Source organism: Burkholderia territorii (assembly GCF_902833055.1).
In the GTDB taxonomy this organism is placed as follows: Bacteria; Pseudomonadota; Gammaproteobacteria; order Burkholderiales; family Burkholderiaceae; genus Burkholderia; species Burkholderia territorii.
Window position 1 is genome coordinate 1 of the sequence record NZ_CADFEJ010000006.1, and the last position, 16,691, is coordinate 16,691.

General features: G+C 67.3%; 16 protein-coding genes and 2 tRNA genes. 10 read left to right on the forward strand and 8 right to left on the reverse strand.

Features of this window, described 5'->3' with window-relative positions:
• Positions 1–28: 28 nt before the first annotated feature.
• The 3 genes from HW466_RS13690 (at position 29) to HW466_RS13700 (ending at position 1,044) form a co-directional block, all read left to right on the forward strand.
• A tRNA-Glu gene (locus HW466_RS13690) sits at positions 29–104 on the forward strand.
• 82 nt (positions 105–186) lie between these two features.
• Positions 187–263, forward strand: a tRNA-Asp gene (locus HW466_RS13695).
• Between the two features lie 316 nt (positions 264–579).
• Positions 580–1,044 carry a GNAT family N-acetyltransferase gene (locus tag HW466_RS13700; protein WP_059503318.1) on the forward strand — a complete coding sequence of 155 codons (465 nt, stop codon included), beginning with the start codon at positions 580–582 and terminating at the stop codon, positions 1,042–1,044.
• Between the two features lie 39 nt (positions 1,045–1,083).
• Here HW466_RS13700 and HW466_RS13705 read toward each other — a convergent pair whose 3' ends face one another.
• The gene (locus HW466_RS13705; RefSeq protein WP_059503315.1) at positions 1,084–1,962 is read right to left on the reverse strand and encodes an AraC family transcriptional regulator; all 879 of its coding nucleotides are present in this window, start codon (positions 1,960–1,962) and stop codon (positions 1,084–1,086) included.
• Positions 1,963–2,275: 313 nt separating this feature from the next.
• On the opposite strand from HW466_RS13705, the gene HW466_RS13710 reads away from it, so the two are divergent.
• Positions 2,276–2,689: a gamma-glutamylcyclotransferase family protein gene (locus HW466_RS13710; RefSeq protein ID WP_151005926.1), complete on the forward strand. Its 414-nt coding sequence runs from the start codon at positions 2,276–2,278 to the stop codon at positions 2,687–2,689.
• 118 nt (positions 2,690–2,807) lie between these two features.
• On the opposite strand, the gene aceB is transcribed toward HW466_RS13710, so the two are convergent.
• Positions 2,808–4,400, reverse strand: a complete 1,593-nt coding sequence (aceB, locus tag HW466_RS13715) for a malate synthase A (RefSeq protein WP_151005928.1) — start codon at positions 4,398–4,400, stop codon at positions 2,808–2,810.
• Positions 4,401–4,467: 67 nt separating this feature from the next.
• A complete protein-coding gene (locus HW466_RS13720) occupies positions 4,468–5,229 on the reverse strand; it encodes a haloacid dehalogenase type II (RefSeq protein ID WP_059448366.1) in 762 nt (253 codons plus the stop codon).
• Positions 5,230–5,383: 154 nt separating this feature from the next.
• On the opposite strand from HW466_RS13720, the gene HW466_RS13725 reads away from it, so the two are divergent.
• Together HW466_RS13725 and HW466_RS13730 are read left to right on the forward strand one after the other, a co-directional pair.
• Positions 5,384–6,289: a LysR family transcriptional regulator gene (locus HW466_RS13725; protein ID WP_059503313.1), complete on the forward strand. Its 906-nt coding sequence runs from the start codon at positions 5,384–5,386 to the stop codon at positions 6,287–6,289.
• 159 nt (positions 6,290–6,448) lie between these two features.
• Positions 6,449–6,883, forward strand: a complete 435-nt coding sequence (locus HW466_RS13730; protein WP_059464423.1) for a universal stress protein — start codon at positions 6,449–6,451, stop codon at positions 6,881–6,883.
• 220 nt (positions 6,884–7,103) lie between these two features.
• Here the strand turns inward: HW466_RS13730 and aceA are convergent, their stop codons facing one another.
• The 3 genes from aceA to HW466_RS13745 form a co-directional block, all read right to left on the reverse strand.
• Positions 7,104–8,411 (reverse strand): isocitrate lyase, encoded by a 1,308-nt coding sequence (gene aceA, locus HW466_RS13735; protein ID WP_059547220.1) that lies wholly within the window; start codon positions 8,409–8,411, stop codon positions 7,104–7,106.
• Positions 8,412–8,790: 379 nt separating this feature from the next.
• Positions 8,791–10,329, reverse strand: coding sequence for a DEAD/DEAH box helicase (locus tag HW466_RS13740; protein WP_059503309.1), 1,539 nt, complete (start codon positions 10,327–10,329; stop codon positions 8,791–8,793).
• A 359-nt stretch (positions 10,330–10,688) separates the two neighbouring features.
• Complete coding sequence (locus HW466_RS13745; RefSeq protein ID WP_059503307.1) at positions 10,689–10,958, reverse strand: acyl-CoA-binding protein; 270 nt, start codon at positions 10,956–10,958, stop codon at positions 10,689–10,691.
• A gap of 147 nt (positions 10,959–11,105) precedes the next feature.
• Here HW466_RS13745 and tsaB point away from each other — a divergent pair, with 147 nt between their 5' ends.
• From tsaB to HW466_RS13765, 4 genes are read left to right on the forward strand one after another with little or no spacing between them, the layout of a single operon-like run.
• A complete protein-coding gene (gene tsaB / locus HW466_RS13750; protein WP_059547221.1) occupies positions 11,106–11,873 on the forward strand; it encodes a tRNA (adenosine(37)-N6)-threonylcarbamoyltransferase complex dimerization subunit type 1 TsaB in 768 nt (255 codons plus the stop codon).
• Complete coding sequence (gene rimI / locus HW466_RS13755; RefSeq protein WP_151007346.1) at positions 11,870–12,370, forward strand: ribosomal protein S18-alanine N-acetyltransferase; 501 nt, start codon at positions 11,870–11,872, stop codon at positions 12,368–12,370. The genes tsaB and rimI overlap by 4 nt, the downstream gene beginning before the upstream one ends.
• A complete protein-coding gene (locus tag HW466_RS13760) occupies positions 12,357–13,397 on the forward strand; it encodes a uracil-DNA glycosylase (RefSeq protein ID WP_174905915.1) in 1,041 nt (346 codons plus the stop codon). Before rimI ends, HW466_RS13760 begins: the two co-directional genes overlap by 14 nt.
• Positions 13,394–14,353 (forward strand): DUF1853 family protein, encoded by a 960-nt coding sequence (locus HW466_RS13765; RefSeq protein WP_174905916.1) that lies wholly within the window; start codon positions 13,394–13,396, stop codon positions 14,351–14,353. Before HW466_RS13760 ends, HW466_RS13765 begins: the two co-directional genes overlap by 4 nt.
• 18 nt (positions 14,354–14,371) lie before the next feature.
• On the opposite strand, the gene thiD is transcribed toward HW466_RS13765, so the two are convergent.
• Both thiD and lplT read right to left on the reverse strand, forming a co-directional pair.
• Positions 14,372–15,181 carry a bifunctional hydroxymethylpyrimidine kinase/phosphomethylpyrimidine kinase gene (gene thiD, locus HW466_RS13770; protein ID WP_059503300.1) on the reverse strand — a complete coding sequence of 270 codons (810 nt, stop codon included), beginning with the start codon at positions 15,179–15,181 and terminating at the stop codon, positions 14,372–14,374.
• A gap of 58 nt (positions 15,182–15,239) precedes the next feature.
• Positions 15,240–16,547 (reverse strand): lysophospholipid transporter LplT, encoded by a 1,308-nt coding sequence (gene lplT / locus HW466_RS13775; protein ID WP_059770269.1) that lies wholly within the window; start codon positions 16,545–16,547, stop codon positions 15,240–15,242.
• Positions 16,548–16,691 lie beyond the last annotated feature (144 nt).

Sequence of the window (16,691 nt, forward strand, 5' to 3'; positions counted from 1 at the left end):
GAAAGTCAGACAGATCTGAAAAGATTATGTCCCCTTCGTCTAGAGGCCTAGGACATCACCCTTTCACGGTGAGTACAGGGGTTCGAATCCCCTAGGGGACGCCAGATTCAGCGGCGTTTCGTAGTCGAAGTGTCGCAACGCTTGCAGGAACGTGAACGAGTCCTGCGGGCGAGAGTGAAGAAAGCTGGAGCGGTAGTTCAGTTGGTTAGAATACCGGCCTGTCACGCCGGGGGTCGCGGGTTCGAGTCCCGTCCGCTCCGCCAAAAAATGAAAAAGCCTGCCTTGTGCGGGCTTTTTCATTTGCATCGTCGATCGCGCCCGCTCGCGGGCGTGTGACTGCGGAGCGGAGGAAGCCGCCTGCGCGGCTTCCGGCGGGACTCGAAGGGCTGCGCGTGCACGCGCAGCCGCGGCCTGCAGTGTGTAGGCGAGTCCCGTCCGCTCCGCCAAAAAATGAAAAAGCCCGCCTTGTGCAGGCTTTTTCATTTGCATCGTCGATCCGTGCATCGCTACGAGAAATTCGCGATTGCATCCACCCGCGACTGCGCTATCGTGGCGGGATGCGTACTTGACCCCCGCGCGATGCTCGATCCGACCGACCTGCGTTTGTTGTATCAGCTCCGGCCAGCAGAGCCTGGCGATTTTCCGTTTGCCGAGGCGCTCACGCACGGCAACATGGGCGGCTATTACAAGCGCCATGGGCTCGTCTGGCGTAGCGACCTGTTCTATGCGAGCTGGCGCGAATCCGAGAACTTCATTCTGGAAGCCGATGGCGAGCGGATCGGCGTGCTGCGCGTGACCGAGGAGGGCGACTCGCTGCACATCCGCGATGTGCAGATCGCCGCCGGCCATCGCGGGCAAGGGGCCGGCACCTACATGCTCGACATGTCGCACCGCTGGGCGCGCGCCCGCGGGCTGCGCGAACTTCAGTTGCGCGTGTTCGTCGACAATCCGGCCGCACGGCTCTATGAGCGCCTGGGATACCGCGTCACCGGGCCGCGGCTCGCTCAGCTCGGATCGATCCGTCACATGGTGCGCGCGGTTTGAACGCGTAACGGCACGAGGCCCGAGGCAACGCGACGACGGTCAGCGTGCGGTGCCGAACGCGTCGTCGTCCGGGATGTCGTCGGCGGCGACGTTGCCTTCCGCGCCGCGATGCTCGTAGCCGCGCAGCATGAACGCGCGCGGGCTCTCGCCGAACGCGCGCCGGAACATCGCCGAAAACGCGCTCTGGCTCTGGTAGCCGAGTTCGCGCGCGATATGCGATAGCGGACGCCCCTGGTTCAACAGCGGAATCGCGCGCGCGAGCAGCGCCTGCTGTCGCCACTGCGAAAAGCTCACGCCGAGCTCCTGCTTGAACAGCCGCGAAATCGTGCGCGTGCTCGCGCCGACCTCACTTGCCCAGTGTTCGAGCGATTCCGCGTGCGCCGGTTGCGCGAGCACCGACTCGCACAGCATGCGAAGCCGTTTTTCGTCGGGCATCGGCACCGCGAGCGGCAGCGGCTCGGCGCGGCGCAGCTCGTCGAGCACGAGCCCGCCCAGCAGCCGTTCGCGCTCGCCGCTCAGGTCGCGCGCATCGAGCGCGACGATCAGTTCACGCAGCAAGCCCGTCACTTCGACGACCCGGCATGCGTCGAGCCCGGCCGGCACGACCGACTCGTCGATATACAACGTGCGCAGATACGCTTCCTCGACGATCACGACTTCGTGCGTGACGTGCGGCGGCACCCAGATCGCCCGTGAAGGCGGCACCATCCAGGTCGTCCCGGTCGTCGCAACGCGCAGCACGCCGCGCGACGCATACGCAAGTTGCGCCCACGCGTGCGTATGCAGCGGGATCCGGCGGCCGGCATCGACCTGCCGCGCCCGGACGCGCATCGGATGGACGCGCGTCGGCGCGAACTCGGGCGGGATGTCGATGACATCGTACGGATTCGATGCGTCGGCTTGGGCTGGCGGATTCATGGACGATTCGGTCGGCGCGGCGGCGATGCCGTTATTCTAGAAGGCGCCGCGCTGGCGCATGCGGCGGTTTTTCGGCCGATGATGCACCGCTCAAATGAACTTTGTGTGGGGCCGCACGCATTCCGGCCGACGCAAGCCGCGTTCGGGCGAGCACGCCGCGTCGTGCCGAACAGAACCATCCGGCCGCCGGCGCGGTCTATCAATGCGGGCGCGTCCTCGCGCGAGCGGCGCCCCGGCGACGCCGGCCTTGGCGGCGCGACCGCGACGGCGACGGCCCGGCCCGGCAATACCTGAATAGAAGAGGAGAACCACGATGCGCTACGTATTCGTCTACGGCACGTTGAGAGCGGGAGAAGCCAACGACATCGGCCATGCGGCCGCGCGGCACGGTGTCGCCGCGCCGACGCTGCTCGGTGCGGCCGCGCTGCCGGGCGAACTGTACGATTTCGGCACGTATCCGGGCATGGTCGCCGCGCCGGCCGGCCAGTCGCTCGTATGGGGCGACGTCTACGAGATCGACGAGCAACTGGTGCCCGTGCTCGACGAGATCGAGCGCATCTACCCGGGCGTCGACACACTGTTCCGGCAGGAGCCGGTGACCGTCGAGCTTGGCGGTCGTAAGTATGCGTGCGTCTACTATCCGGTCGCCGCGCATGCGGTAGCCGGCCGTCCGCGCATTGCGTCGGGCGACTGGGTTCAGCACCGCCGCGAACGGGAAGCCGCCTGAGCGCCCGCGCGGCGAACGGCTCCACGGCAAAACGAAAAAGCGCCCCGCGGGGCGCTTTTTTCATGCCGCCGTGTTGGGCGACCGGCGGCGTGCGGAGCGGGCGAGCGCGTCCGCGTCGTCAGATTTCCTCGTACAGCGGCAGCGTCAGGAATTCGGTGAAGCCTTCCGAAGTCGACATCTGTTCGAAGATCGCCGCCGCGCGCTCGTACGGCTGCGTGTTGCCACCGACCGAGCGCTTCACGTTCTCGAGTTCGGCTTTCGCGAACTCGCGCACGAGCTCGGCAGTGACCTTGCGGCCGTCGTCGAGCACGCCCTTCGGCGAGCGGATCCACTGCCACACCTGCGAACGGGAAATCTCGGCGGTGGCCGCGTCTTCCATCAGGTTGTGAATCGGCACGCAGCCGTTGCCGTCGAGCCAGGCGCCGAGATAATGGATGCCCACGTTGATGTTGTTGCGCAGGCCGGCTTCGGTGATCGGCGCTTCAGGCTGGAAGTCGAGCAGGTTCCGGCCTTCGATCTGGACGTCGTCGCGCTGCTTCGCGATCTGGTTCGGCTTGTCGCCGAGCACCTTGACGAATTCTTCCATCGCGATCGGCACGAGGCCCGGGTGCGCAACCCAGCCGCCGTCGTATCCGTCGGTCGCGTCGCGCTGCTTGTCCGAACGCACGCCGCCCATCGCCTTTTCGTTCGCTTCCGGATCGTTCTTGATCGGAATCAGCGCGCTCATTCCGCCGATCGCCGGCGCGTTGCGCTTGTGGCAGGTCTTCAGCAGCAGCAATGCATACGCCCGCATGAACGGCACCGTCATCGTGATCTTCGAGCGGTCGGCCAGGCAGAAGTCGCGGTCGTTCTTGAACTTCTTGATCGCCGAGAAGATGTAGTCCCAGCGGCCGGCGTTCAGGCCCGAGCTGTGTTCGCGCAGTTCGTACAGGATTTCGTCCATCTCGAACGCCGCGAGGATCGTCTCGATCAGCACCGTCGCGCGGATCGTGCCGCGCGGCACGCCGACCGCCTCCTGCGCGGCGACGAAGATGTCGTTCCACAAGCGCGCTTCGAGATGGCTTTCCATCTTCGGCAGGTAGAAGTACGGGCCCGAGCCGCGTGCAATCAGTTCCTTCGCGTTATGGAACAGGAACAACGCGAAATCGAAGATGCCGCCGGACACGCGCTGGCCATCGACCGTCACATGCTTCTCGTCGAGGTGCCAGCCGCGCGGACGCACGATCAGCGTCGCGACCTTGTCGTTCAGCCGGTACGACTTGCCGTTCTGCTCGAGCGAGATGGTGCGGCGTACGGCGTCCTTCAGGTTGATCTGACCGTCGATCTGGTTCGTCCAGCTCGGTGCGTTCGAATCCTCGAAGTCCGTCATGTACGAATCGGCGCCCGAGTTCAGCGCGTTGATGATCATCTTGCGCTCGACGGGGCCGGTGATCTCGACACGGCGGCATTGCAGGTCGGCCGGCAGCGGCGCGACCTTCCAGTCGCCTTCGCGGATCGCCTTCGTTTCGACGAGGAAATCCGGGCGCTCGCCGGCGTCGAGGCGCTTGGTGCGCTCGACGCGGGCCTGCAGCAACGCCTGGCGGCGCGGCTCGAATGCGCGGTGCAGCGCCGCGACGAGTGCGAGCGCTTCAGGCGTCAGGATCGCTTCGTAACCCGGCTTGATTTCGCCGGTGATCGCCATGCCTTGCGGCAGCGTGATCGGGGTGCTCATGAGTCTCATCTCCTTGGTCGGTCAGTTGCGGTTTCGGTGAAGGGGGAAGGCGGCAGCGCCGCGAACGTCATGCGCCCGGGCCGGGGCGCGCGCGGTTCGCGGGTCTGCCGGACGGAGCCGGGGTGGCGAGGAATGCGAGCAGGTCGGCCATGCCGCTGCCGGTGCCGTCGGGCGGCACGCCGAGTTCCTCGGCGGGCGCGCCCGTGCGGTTGAGCCAGAAGGTCGTGTAGCCGAACCAGGCGGCGCCCGCGACGTCCCAGGCGTTCGACGACACGAACACGATGTCGCGCGGGTTCGCGCCGAACGCGGCGGTGCCGAGTGCGTATGCGGCCGGGCTCGGCTTGTACGCACGCACCGCGTCGGCCGACAGCACGCGATCGAACAGGCCGGTCATGCCGGCGCTCTTGATCGCGATGTCGAGCATCTCGGGGTTGCCGTTCGACAGGATCGCGAGCGGCGGGCGCGGCTCGAGCGCGCGCAGCTTGCGCAGCGCGGGCACCGTGTCGGGGTAGGTGGACAGGCACGCGTACTCGTCCATCAGCCGCTTCTCGGCCGCGCTGTTCAGCGCGAGGCCGAGCACGCGCGCGGCGAAGCGCAGCGCGTCGAGCGTGATGTCGCGGAACGGGCGATAGCGGGCGCCGGACGGATCGGCGAGCGTGCGCAACTGCGAGTATTCGATTTGCTTGCGTCGCCAGAGCTGCGACAACCGGTCCCCGTGGCCCGGAAACATTTGCTCGGCCGCGGCCACGACCGCATGCACGTCGAACAACGTGCCGAATGCGTCGAAGAGAATTGCGTCGGGAGAGGAGAGTGTCGTTGTGGCCGACATAGCCTTGCGCTCCGGTTTCAGAGGTCGAGTCGATTCTATTCGTGATAACAGATGCTAAAAAAGAGGCTAATCATCACTTGATCTTTTACTTTCATATACATAATCTTGAGCGCTCAAGCGAATTGAAGGGCGGGAACTGCCGCCCTGGCGAGTCATGGACCGGTTCAAACAGATCGAAACGTTCGCCGCGGTCGCGGCGAAGGGCAGCCTGTCGGCGGCCGCGCATGCCGAAGGCGTCGCGCCCGCGATCATCGGCCGCCGCCTCGACGCGCTCGAGGAGCGGCTCGGCGTCAAGCTGCTGGTGCGCACGACGCGCAAGCTCACGTTGACGTTCGAGGGTTCGGCTTTCCTCGAGGATTGCCAGCGGATCATCAACGACATGCAGAACGCCGAGGCGAGCGTGTCCGCCGGCGGCGTGAAGGCCAGCGGTCATCTGCGCATTTCCGCGCCGGCCGGTTTCGGCCGGCGCCACGTCGCGCCGCTCGTGCCCGAATTCAGCGGCGCGCATCCGGACGTGTCGGTCACGCTCGACCTGTCCGATCGCATGGTCGATCTCGTCAACGAAGGATTCGATTGCGCGGTGCGGCTCGGCGAGTTGCCGGATTCGTCGCTGGTGTCGCTCAAGCTCGGCGAGAACCGGCGCGTGTGCGTGGCGTCGCCCGCGTATCTCGCGCGGCGCGGCACGCCGGCCACGCTCGCCGAGCTCGCGCGCCACAACTGCCTCGCACTCGCCGCGAACGCGAATCAGCAGCGCGGCTGGTCGTTTCAGGAGGACGGCAAGGTCGTGTCGATCCGCGTGAGCGGCACGATGGAATGCTCGGACGGCGCGGTGCTGCACGAGTGGTGTCTCGCCGGTTACGGCCTGGCATGGCGGTCGTGGTGGGAGGTCGGCGACGACATCGCGGCCGGGCGTCTCGTCAGCGTGCTGGATGCGTTCGCGGCACCGCCGATCGGCATCCACGCGGTATTTCCGCAGCGCCGCCATCTGCCGCTGCGCGTGCGCCTGTTTCTCGACTACCTGAAACATACGTACGAGCGGCCCGGGTATTGGGGCGAGTAGGGCGCGCGCGTCCGCGCGTTTCCGATATGAGGGCGAACCCGCTGCCGGTGCCGGCCGCCCGGTTTCGCGCACTACAATCGAAACTGGCATGCGCGATGCGCCGGGGCCGGCCCGCACGGGCTCGCGGCGCGCGCGGTGCGACTGACGCAGGAGGGCGCGATGTTCCGGCACATCCTCGTTCCAACCGACGGTTCCGAGCTGTCGCAGAAGGCGATCGACGGCGCGATCGACCTGGCGCGCGCGGTCGGCGCGCAGGTCACGGCCTATGCGTGCCTGCCGCAGTATCCATACTCGCCGTTTTCCGAAGTGATCATCGAGCCGCCCGCCGATTTCCGGGCGCGCAGCGAGCGCGAGGCGCGCGCGCACCTGGACGACGTGCAGGCGGCCGCGAAGGCGGCCGGCGTCGCCTGCGACACCTGGACCAGCGTGCATCCGTCGCCGTATCTCGGCATCATCGAGGCGGCCGAACGCGGCGGCTGCGACGTGATCTTCATGGCGTCGCACGGGCGCCGCGGGCTCGGCAGCCTGCTGATCGGCAGCGAAACGCAGCGCGTGCTGACCCATACGAAAATTCCGGTGATCGTCTATCGGTAGTCGCGGCGCCGTGTATGGCCGCGCGGGCGGCGGCATGGCAGCGCCGCTGAAAAAAGGCGCGCCGGACGAAGCCGGCGCGCATCGATGCTGGCGGCCGCAGGCCGCGCGGCGGGTCGCACGGGTCACCGCGCGCCTGCCGTCTCCTCCCTGATTGTCGTTCGGTGCCGCCGCTGCCGCGCCATCGTGTGAAGAGCGGGCATCGGCGTGACGCTTTTTCGCGTTACGCGACCTTCTTGCCGTCGAAGAACTGTTCGTCTTCGGTCGAGCCGTGCAGCGCGGTCGTCGACGCTTCGCGCTCGACCGTCTGCGTGACCGCGTCGAAGTAGCCGGTGCCGACTTCGCGCTGATGCTTGACGGCCGTGAAGCCCTTGTCCGCCGCCGCGAACTCGGCCTGCTGCAGTTCGACGAACGCGCTCATCTGCGTGCGCGCATAGCCGTGCGCGAGATTGAACATCGAGTAGTTCAGCGCATGGAAGCCGGCCAGCGTGATGAACTGGAACTTGTAGCCCATCGCGCCGAGTTCCTTCTGGAACTTCGCGATCGTCGCGTCGTCGAGATTCTTCTTCCAGTTGAATGACGGCGAGCAGTTGTACGACAGCATCTTGCCCGGGAACTGCTTGTGGATCGCTTCCGCGAATTTCTTCGCGTACTCGAGATCCGGCTTGCCCGTTTCGCACCAGACGAGATCGGCGTACGGCGCATACGCGAGGCCGCGCGAGATCGCCTGTTCGATGCCCGGCTTCGTGCGGAAGAAGCCTTCGACCGTGCGCTCGCCGGTCAGGAACGGTTGGTCGTTGTCGTCGATGTCGGACGTGATCAGATCCGCGGCTTCCGCGTCGGTGCGCGCGACCAGCACGGTCGGCGTGCCCATCACGTCGGCGGCGAGACGCGCGGCCGTGAGCTTCGCGACCGCTTCGCGCGTCGGCACGAGCACCTTGCCACCCATGTGGCCGCACTTTTTCACCGACGCGAGTTGGTCCTCGAAGTGGACGCCCGATGCGCCAGCCTCGATCATCGCCTTCATCAGTTCGAATGCGTTCAGCACGCCGCCGAAGCCGGCTTCCGCATCCGCGACGATCGGCGCGAAGTAATCGACGTAGCCTTCGTCGCCCGGGTTCTTGCCTTCCGACCACTGGATCTGGTCGGCACGCGTCAGCGTGTTGTTGATGCGCTTGACGACGAGCGGCACCGAATTCGCCGGGTACAGCGACTGGTCCGGGTACATTTCGCCCGCGACGTTCGCGTCGCCGGCCACCTGCCAGCCGGACAGGTAGATCGCCTTCAGGCCGGCCTTCACCTGCTGCATTGCCTGGTTGCCCGTCAGTGCGCCGAGTGCGTTGACGAACGGCTCTTCATTGATGAGGTTCCACAATTTTTCTGCGCCGCGCTTGGCCAGCGTGTGCTCGACGACGATCGAGCCGCGCAGGCGAACGACGTCCTCGGCCGTGTAGCTGCGCTTGATGCCCTTCCAGCGCGGATCGGTTTCCCATTGCTTTTGCAGTTCCTGTGCCTGTTGCTGTCGCGACATGATGAGCTCCTTGATGCGGTGTGTTGCCGAATCGGTCGAATCGAACGGTGCTGATGCCGTTGTCGAAACGGGGCGAGGCGCGTGCCGTTTCGCGAAGTCTTGTATAAGAGTCTAGGCAAACCGGCCGGAGCGAAACAGAGCTTGTTGCAGCGAATTCGAAACTTTTTAATCGTTATTAATCAATGGTTTGCCATTTTTGTTTCGCAATAAGAAACGGCTTTTCCCATCTCGCAATTGCCAGGTTGTGCCGCGCAGCATGATTTTTTACGACGCAAAAAAATTTTCCACATCGTGAAATTTGGTGCGGGGCGAAAAAAAACCGGCGCGGATGCGCCGGTCTGCCGGATGAGCGGGGCGGCGCAGGGCCGCCCGGGCGTGCTTACGACGCCGAATTGCTGCGACGCGGGCCGCTGCTGCGCTGGCCATCGCGACGCGGGCCGCCGTCACGGCTGCCGCCCGGCTTGCCGCTCCAGCCGCCGCCATTGCCGCCGCCGTAGCTGCGGCCGTTGCCGCCATGACCGCCGCCCGGCTTGCCGCCGAAACGACGACCGCCGTTACCGCCGCCCGGACGGCCGCGGCCGCCCATGCCGCGATCGTTGCGCGGCGGAGCCTTGCGCGGCTCGAAGCCTTCGATCACGTTGACCGGCAGCGGCGAGCGCACGAAGCGCTCGATGCGCTTGAGCGCGCCCTGTTCGGCGTGATGCACGAGGCTCACTGCGGTACCCGAGCGACCGGCACGGCCCGTACGGCCGATGCGGTGAACGTAGTCTTCCGCGAACTTCGGCAGGTCGTAGTTGAACACGTGCGTGATGCCCGGGATGTCGATGCCGCGCGCCGCGACGTCGGTCGCAACCAGCACGCGCACGCGGCGCTCGCGCAGCGCACGGATCGTGCGGTTACGCGCGCCCTGCGGCAGGTCGCCATGCAGCGCGGCCGACTGGAAGCCGGCGTCGGCAAGGCGGCCGGCGAGCTGGTCGGCGTCGATCTTGGTCGCCGTGAAGATGATCGCCTGGTCGAGCGCGTCGTCGCGCAGCAGGTGATCGAGCAGGCGATCCTTGTGATCGCGGTCGTCGACGTAGTGCACGGTCTGCGCGATGTTCGCGCGCGACTCGATCTTCGCCGTGATCTCGATGCGCTCCGGATCCTTCAGCAGGCGGCTCGTCAGCGAGCCGATCTTGCCGTCGAGCGTGGCCGAGAACAGCATCGTCTGACGCGACTCGGGCGTCGCGGCGACGATCGTTTCGATGTCGTCGATGAAGCCCATGTCGAGCATGCGGTCGGCTTCGTCGAGCACGAGCATCTTCAGTTCGGACAGGTCGATGCGGCCGCGCTCGAGGTGGTCGAGCAGGCGACCCGGCGTGGCGACCAGGATCTCGGGGTTCTTCGCGAGCAGCATCAATTGCTGGCCGTAAGCGACGCCGCCGAGGATGCTGACGGTGCGCAGGCGCTTGAGATGCTTGCCGTAGGTCGACGCGGCCGTGGTGACCTGCATCGCGAGTTCGCGGGTCGGCGTCAGCACGAGCAGGCCCGGACGGGCGACGGGTTGCGGGCGGCGCGCACGGCGGTCGCCCTGGTTCGGTTCGCGCGGCGCGCGCGGTTGCTGCGCCTGCGCCTTCTGAAGCTGCGCGAAACGTTCGATCGCGGGCAGCATGAATGCGGCCGTCTTGCCCGAACCGGTCGGGCTCGAAACCAGCAGGTCCCGGCCGGCGATGCCGGCCGGAATCGCGCGCTGCTGGACCGGCGTCGGCTTGGCGTAGCCGGCGGCCTGCAGCGCGGAGACGATCTCCGGCGACAGCCCGAGCGACGCGAAAGTCGGCTCGTCCGACGCCGGTTCGACCGCGGCCGGTGCGGCGGCGTCGAGACCGAGCGCCTGGTCGGCGATCGCGTTGAGCGGGCTGGTGTTGATGCTCGAAGTCATAACAATCCTTGAAACACAGTGGGTGAAACGTCGGCGCCAATCGCGCATACCCAAGTCGTCGGATTCAGCGAGCAAATCGGGAAACGGGTGCAATCCGCCGACCATTCGGCGGATGAGGCATTAGAAGCTGTTTTGGGTGCGGCGCGCTTCTGGAGCGGGGCCGCCAGCCTGATAAGTGACGACCGCGAGGGTCGAAGCAGGAGGGGACAGGTTCTAAACCGGATTGGAGCTTAACGCTACGAGGCGTCGTGCCGGAACGGCTTGCGAGCCGAGCGCGGGGATGACGCAGGCAGCATTATAAAGAGTTTTGCTGCGCTGCGCCACTGATTTGATTGTCTATTGCGGTGGCCGGCGGCAGGTCAGGACGCCGTGCCGTTCTTCAGCGATTCGACGAGCTCGATGTATTGCTGCTTCGCCGCGTCCTGCGACGTGCCTTTCAGCGCTTCCCATGCGTCGTACTTGTATTTGCCGACGATGTCGGTGAAGCCCGGCTTGTCGCCGTGCACGTCGCCGTCGGTCGCCTGCTTGAAGAGCGCGTACAGGCGCAGCAGCGTCAGGTTGCCCGGTCGCTCGGTCAGTTGCTTGACGTCGGCCTGGGCCTGGTCGAATTGGGCGGTGAGTTCGCTCATCGTGTGTCTCCGTAAGGGTTTCCAGTCGGGCGATCTTAACAAGCGCCGCGCCGCGCGGGGTCGAGCGATCCTTCCAAACCGCCGGCCGCGCGGCGCGCGCATCGCGGCCTGGTCGGATCGCCCGTCGGAGCGCGGTGCCGCATTACAATGTCGGCCATGACGCAAACAGTGCTCCTCGCCATCGATACGTCGACCGAATACTGCTCGGTCGCGCTGCTGCGCTCGGTTCTCGCCGATGACGCCGCTTCCCCCCCGCAAACCTGGGTCCGCCACGAGCTGACGGGCGCCGTGTCGAGCACGCGCGTGCTGCCGGCGATCCAGGAGCTTTTCGCCGAATCGGGGCTCGCATTTGCCGATTGCGACGCGATCGCGTTCGGCGCGGGCCCCGGCTCGTTCACCGGGCTGCGTACCGCGACCGGCATTACCCAGGGTCTCGCGTTCGGGCGCGGGCTGCCGGTCGTGCCGGTCAGCACGCTGCTCGCGTGCGCCGAGCATGCGCGGCTGCGCGCGCCCGGCACGACGCGCGTGCTGGCCGCGCTCGATGCGCGGATGGACGAAGCGTACTGGGCCGACTTCGCGTGGGACGACCACGCGGGCGACTGGCGCACGCTGCACCCGGCGTCGCTCGACGCGCCCGGTGCCGTCGGCGTGCCGGACGCGCCGTTTACGCTCGCGGGCAACGCGGCGGCCGCATTCGGCGCGCAACTGCCGGCCGCGGCTGCCGCGGCCGTGATCGACGGCGACGCGCTGCCGCATGCGCTGGCGGTCGCGCATGCCGCGCTGCGGGCATTCCGTGCCGGCCGTACGGTGCCGGCCGACCAGGCTGCGCCGGAGTACGTGCGCGACAAGGTTGCGCAGACCACCGCGGAACGCACCGCGGCGCGCGCCGCGCAGACGGGCGGAGCGAAAGGATGACAGGCGTATTGTTGAGCGATCGCTATCTGGCGCCGATGACGGATACGGATCTCGACGAAGTCGTCGCGATCGAGCAGGCGGCGTACGAATTCCCGTGGAGCCGCGGCAATTTCGAGGATTCGCTGCGCAACGGCTATTTCGGCGTGTGCCTGCGGCACGTGACGGGCACGCTCGTCGGCTATTGCGTGCTGATGCCGGTGATCGACGAGATGCACCTGCTAAACCTGTGCGTCGCGCCGGCCGCCCAGCAGTCGGGCGCGGGCCTCGCGCTGCTGCGCGAAGCGGTGCGGATCTCGCGCGCCGAACGGCTCGACGGCGTGCTGCTCGAGGTGCGGCCGTCGAATCCGCGCGCGATCCATCTGTACGAGCGCTTCGGCTTCGTGACGATCGGCCGGCGCAAGAACTACTATCCGGCGCGGCATCGCGGCAGGGAAGACGCGATCGTGATGCGTCTGACGCTGAACAAGGACGAAGGGGGCGCGCATGGCGTGGGCTGAAGCAGCGCTCGAGGAAATGGGGCTCGCGCAAATATGGGTGCGGCGCGGGCAGCGTGAGCAACGCGAAGAAGCGGGTGCAGCGCCGGCGGCCGCATCCGGCGCGCGGGCCGACGCGCCCGCCGTTGCGACCGCAACGGTCGCGGCAACGCCCGGGACGGTCGCGGAGCAGCGTCGCGACGCGCAGCCGCCGGCGACGCGCGCGTCCGCACGTGACGATACGCCGCCGGCCGGTGCAGCCGCGCGCGATGCGGCACTGGCAGGCGAAGCCCGATCGGCCGCGCGTGTCGCGAGCGATGGCGAGCGCGCGTCCACCCGGCCCGCGCCGGCCGCAGACGACATGCCGCCTGTCACCGAAGACGATTTCGCGTGGTTCGACGCGGCGCCGTCCGGCGCTCCGCTGCCGACGACCGAACCGCGTCCCGCCGCAGAGCCGGTGGCGATGCTCGACTGGGATGCGCTGGCCGCGCGCGTTGCCGGCTGCACGAGCTGCCGCCTGTGTGAGAAGCGCACCAATACCGTATTCGGTGTCGGCGATCGTGAGGCCGACTGGATGCTGATCGGCGAAGCGCCCGGCGAGAACGAGGACAAGCAGGGCGAGCCGTTCGTCGGCCAGGCCGGCAAGCTGCTCGACAACATGCTGCAGTCGCTCGCGCTCAAGCGCGGCGAGAACGTCTACATCGCGAACGTGATCAAGTGCCGGCCGCCCGGCAACCGCAATCCGGAGCCGGACGAGGTCGCGCGCTGCGAGCCTTACCTGCAGCGCCAGGTCGCGCTCGTGAAGCCGAAGCTGATCGTCGCGCTCGGCCGCTTCGCCGCGCAGACGCTGCTGAAGACGGACGCCAGCATTGCGTCGCTGCGCGGCCGCGTGCACGCGTACGAAGGCGTGCCGGTCATCGTCACCTACCATCCTGCGTATCTGCTGCGCAGCCTGCAGGACAAATCGAAGGCGTGGGCCGACCTGTGCCTGGCGCGCGATACGTTCCGGCAGGCGGAGAGTGCCGACGCGATCGGGCCGGCCGGACAATGACGCGCGGCGCGGCGTTCGCGTTCGTCGATACGCTGCACGATGCCGCGGTTCGCGATCTGGGCTGGCTTCTCGCGAGCCCGAGCCTGCTCACGGCGGCCCCCGGCGCGCCGCTTGCACATCCATGGACGGACGCGGTCGAGCGGGTGGCCGTCGAAGCATGGCTCGTCGCGCTCGACGCCGCGCCGCAGCCGCTGCACCGCGCGCTGGACGCGCTGCGGCCCGTGCGACTCGGCCGCTATGCCGAATGCCTGCTCGAATATTTCCTCACGCACGGGCCGTCGCTGCGGCTCGTCGCGGCCAATCTGCCGCTGCGCAGCAACGGCAAGACGCTCGGCGAAGTCGATTTTCTCGTCGATGCGCCCGGCGGGCAGCGCCTGCACTGGGAACTCGCGGTGAAGTGCTATCTATGCGCGCCAGTGGACGGCGACGCATCGCTCGCGGATTTCGTCGGGCCGAATCTCGTCGACCGCCTCGACCGCAAGCGCAGCCGCTTGCTCGAGCATCAATTGCGGTTGAGCGATCGCCACGGGTTCGCATTGCTCGGATACGGCGCGCCGTCCGATGCGCAGATGTTCATCAAGGGCTGGCTGTTCTATCCGCACGGCGTGCCGCAGGCGCCGGTCGCCGCCGAAATCGCGGCCGATCACCCGCGCGGTTTCTGGCTCACGCATGCGCAGTGGCCGGCGTGGGCGGCCGCGCAGCCCGACGGTGCAGCCTGGAACGTGCTGCCGCGGCTGGCGTGGCTAGCGCCTCGGCGGGTGACAGCCGACGCCGCGCCCGAACCGCTGGCGCAGTCGCACGCGCTGCCGTCCGTATTGACGGCGCGCCAGGCGCCTGCGCTGATCGGCGTGCACCGGCAGGATGGAGACGGCGTATGGCGCGAGACGGCGCGCGGCTTCATCGTTCCGGACGACTGGCCGGCGCGTGCGCGGGCATTCGCCGCGCAGGACCACTGACGCCGTGTCGGCCGGCGCTTACCACCAGCGATGGAAGTGATGGACGGGCCCGACGCCGTGGCCGACGTCGAGCTGGCCGCTCGCGGCGATCGCGCCGCTCAGATAGGCCTTCGCTTCGCGTACCGCGCACTCGAGATCAGGTTGTTGCGGTAGCAGTGCGGCGATCGCCGACGACAGCGTGCAGCCGGTGCCGTGCGTGTTGCTGACCGGCACCCGCGCGCCGTCGAACCGCACCGTATGCGCCGCGTCGACGAGCCAGTCGGGGCTCGCGGCCGCGTCGGGCAGGTGGCCGCCCTTCATCAGCACGGCGCGCGCACCGGTCTGCAACAGCGCACGGCCTTGCCGGACCATCTCGTCCTCGGTCGTCGCGGGCGCATCGCCGAGCAGGGCGGCCGCTTCGGGCAGGTTCGGCGTGACGACGGTCGCAAGCGGCAGCAGCATGTCGCGCAACGCGTCGACCGCATCGGGCGCGAGCAGCGCGTGCGAACTCTTCGAGATCATCACCGTATCGAGCACGACGAAGCGCGGCGCGTAACGCCGCAGCGCGTCGGCCACCGCGTGCACGATCGCCGCGTTCGCGAGCATGCCGATCTTGACGGCGTCGATGCGGATGTCGTCGAACACCGCGTCGAGCTGCGCGGTCACGAACGCGGCGTCCGGCGCGTGCACGCCGGTCACGCCGCGCGTGTTTTGCGCGGTCAGCGCGGTGATCACGCTCGCGCCGTACGCACCGAGCGCGGAGAACGTCTTGAGGTCGGCCTGGATGCCCGCGCCGCCGCCCGAGTCGGAGCCGGCGATCGTCAGGACGTTGGGTATCGGGTGCGTCATGATGGCAAGGCGTCGGTTCGAAGACCGGCGCCGACGGACGAAAACGGGAAGTGTAGCGTCAGTGCCGCGATTCGCCGATCAGCGCGACCGAGTCGAACTGACGCTGGTTCGCCTGATGGCGGCGCATCACGAGCCACATCGTCAGGCAGACGAACGTGCCGAACAGCACGATCACGACGCCGACCGGCACGTCGAGCCAGACCAGTACCGCATACAGGCACAGCATCACGAGCACCGAGAGGTTCTCGTTGAAATTCTGCACCGCGATCGAGTGGCCGGCCGACAGCAACACGTGGCCGCGATGCTGCAGCAGTGCGTTCATCGGAACCACGAAGTAGCCGGACAGCGCGCCGACGCAGATCAGGAAGATGTACGCGACGATCAGGTACGCCGGCAGGCGCAGGTGGCCGAAGTGCACGGCCCAGTGCGACGGGAACAGGTCGCGCGTGTAGAACGCCATCAGCATGACGGCGATGCCCATGACGATGCCGACCGGCAGCACCGTGAGCGACTTCTTCAGCGGGATCCGCGCGGCGGCGGCGATCGCGCCGCCCGCGACGCCGACCGCGACCACGGCCTGCAGGATCGCGCCTTCGGACAGCGACATGTTGAGCGAGACTTCGGCCCACTTCAGCACGATGAACTGCAGCGTCGCGCCCGCGCCCCAGAACAGCGTCGTGACCGCGAGCGAAATCTGCCCGAGCTTGTCGCGCCAGAGCACCATGAAACAGTCGGCGAAGTCGGTGAGAAGCTTGACCGGGCCGCGCTCCTGCTTCGGGTAGCGCGCGCCCGTATCGGGGATCCGCAGGTTGAAGATGGCGGCGATCACGTAGATCGCCATGATGATCACCATCGCCGCTTCGGCGGGCGTGGCGATCCACGCTGGCGTGTGCGCGATCACGTGCGACGCGATGTGCGGGCTGATCAGGGCACCGCCGAGCACGGTGCCGAGGATGATGGAGCTGACGGTCGTGCCTTCGATCCAGCCGTTCGCGGCGACGAGCCTGTCGGCCGGCAGCAGCTCGGTCAGAATGCCGTATTTCGCGGGCGAATACGCGGCGGCGCCGAACCCGACGATTCCGTACGCGATCAGCGGATGGGCGCCGAACAGCATGATCATGCAGCCGACCACCTTGATCGAGTTGGTGATGAACATCACGCGGCCCTTCGGGCGTGAATCGGCGAACGCACCGACATAGGCCGCCAGCACCACGTAGGACAACACGAAGAACAGCTTGAGCAGCGGTGTCATCCAGTTGGGGGCGTGGAGGTCTTTCAGCAGGGCGATGGCGGCGATGAGAAGCGCATTGTCGGCCAACGACGAGAAAAACTGCGCGGCCATGATGGTGTAAAAACCTTTTTTCATCTGATGCGATGCTTTCGTCGCTGCGGCAGGGCCGCGTAGGCCGCCTGGTATGCGATCGGCTTATTCCGTTCGAAATGGGTTGTGCGCACGGCTTTATAACACGAAAATACGGCAATTCGGACTAGCAAGATTCCCCGATCGTTC

Bases quoted from the DNA above. Each gene is read 5' to 3' on its own strand.
- HW466_RS13700 (WP_059503318.1), top strand. From the start codon at position 580: ATGCTCGATCCGACCGACCTGCGTTTGTTGTATCAGCTCCGGCCAGCA.
- HW466_RS13705 (WP_059503315.1), bottom strand. From the start codon at position 1,962: ATGAATCCGCCAGCCCAAGCCGACGCATCGAATCCGTACGATGTCATC.
- HW466_RS13710 (WP_151005926.1), top strand. From the start codon at position 2,276: ATGCGCTACGTATTCGTCTACGGCACGTTGAGAGCGGGAGAAGCCAAC.
- aceB (WP_151005928.1), bottom strand. From the start codon at position 4,400: ATGAGCACCCCGATCACGCTGCCGCAAGGCATGGCGATCACCGGCGAA.
- HW466_RS13720 (WP_059448366.1), bottom strand. From the start codon at position 5,229: ATGTCGGCCACAACGACACTCTCCTCTCCCGACGCAATTCTCTTCGAC.
- HW466_RS13725 (WP_059503313.1), top strand. From the start codon at position 5,384: ATGGACCGGTTCAAACAGATCGAAACGTTCGCCGCGGTCGCGGCGAAG.
- HW466_RS13730 (WP_059464423.1), top strand. From the start codon at position 6,449: ATGTTCCGGCACATCCTCGTTCCAACCGACGGTTCCGAGCTGTCGCAG.
- aceA (WP_059547220.1), bottom strand. From the start codon at position 8,411: ATGTCGCGACAGCAACAGGCACAGGAACTGCAAAAGCAATGGGAAACC.
- HW466_RS13740 (WP_059503309.1), bottom strand. From the start codon at position 10,329: ATGACTTCGAGCATCAACACCAGCCCGCTCAACGCGATCGCCGACCAG.
- HW466_RS13745 (WP_059503307.1), bottom strand. From the start codon at position 10,958: ATGAGCGAACTCACCGCCCAATTCGACCAGGCCCAGGCCGACGTCAAG.
- tsaB (WP_059547221.1), top strand. From the start codon at position 11,106: ATGTCGGCCATGACGCAAACAGTGCTCCTCGCCATCGATACGTCGACC.
- rimI (WP_151007346.1), top strand. From the start codon at position 11,870: ATGACAGGCGTATTGTTGAGCGATCGCTATCTGGCGCCGATGACGGAT.
- HW466_RS13760 (WP_174905915.1), top strand. From the start codon at position 12,357: ATGGCGTGGGCTGAAGCAGCGCTCGAGGAAATGGGGCTCGCGCAAATA.
- HW466_RS13765 (WP_174905916.1), top strand. From the start codon at position 13,394: ATGACGCGCGGCGCGGCGTTCGCGTTCGTCGATACGCTGCACGATGCC.
- thiD (WP_059503300.1), bottom strand. From the start codon at position 15,181: ATGACGCACCCGATACCCAACGTCCTGACGATCGCCGGCTCCGACTCG.
- lplT (WP_059770269.1), bottom strand. From the start codon at position 16,547: ATGAAAAAAGGTTTTTACACCATCATGGCCGCGCAGTTTTTCTCGTCG.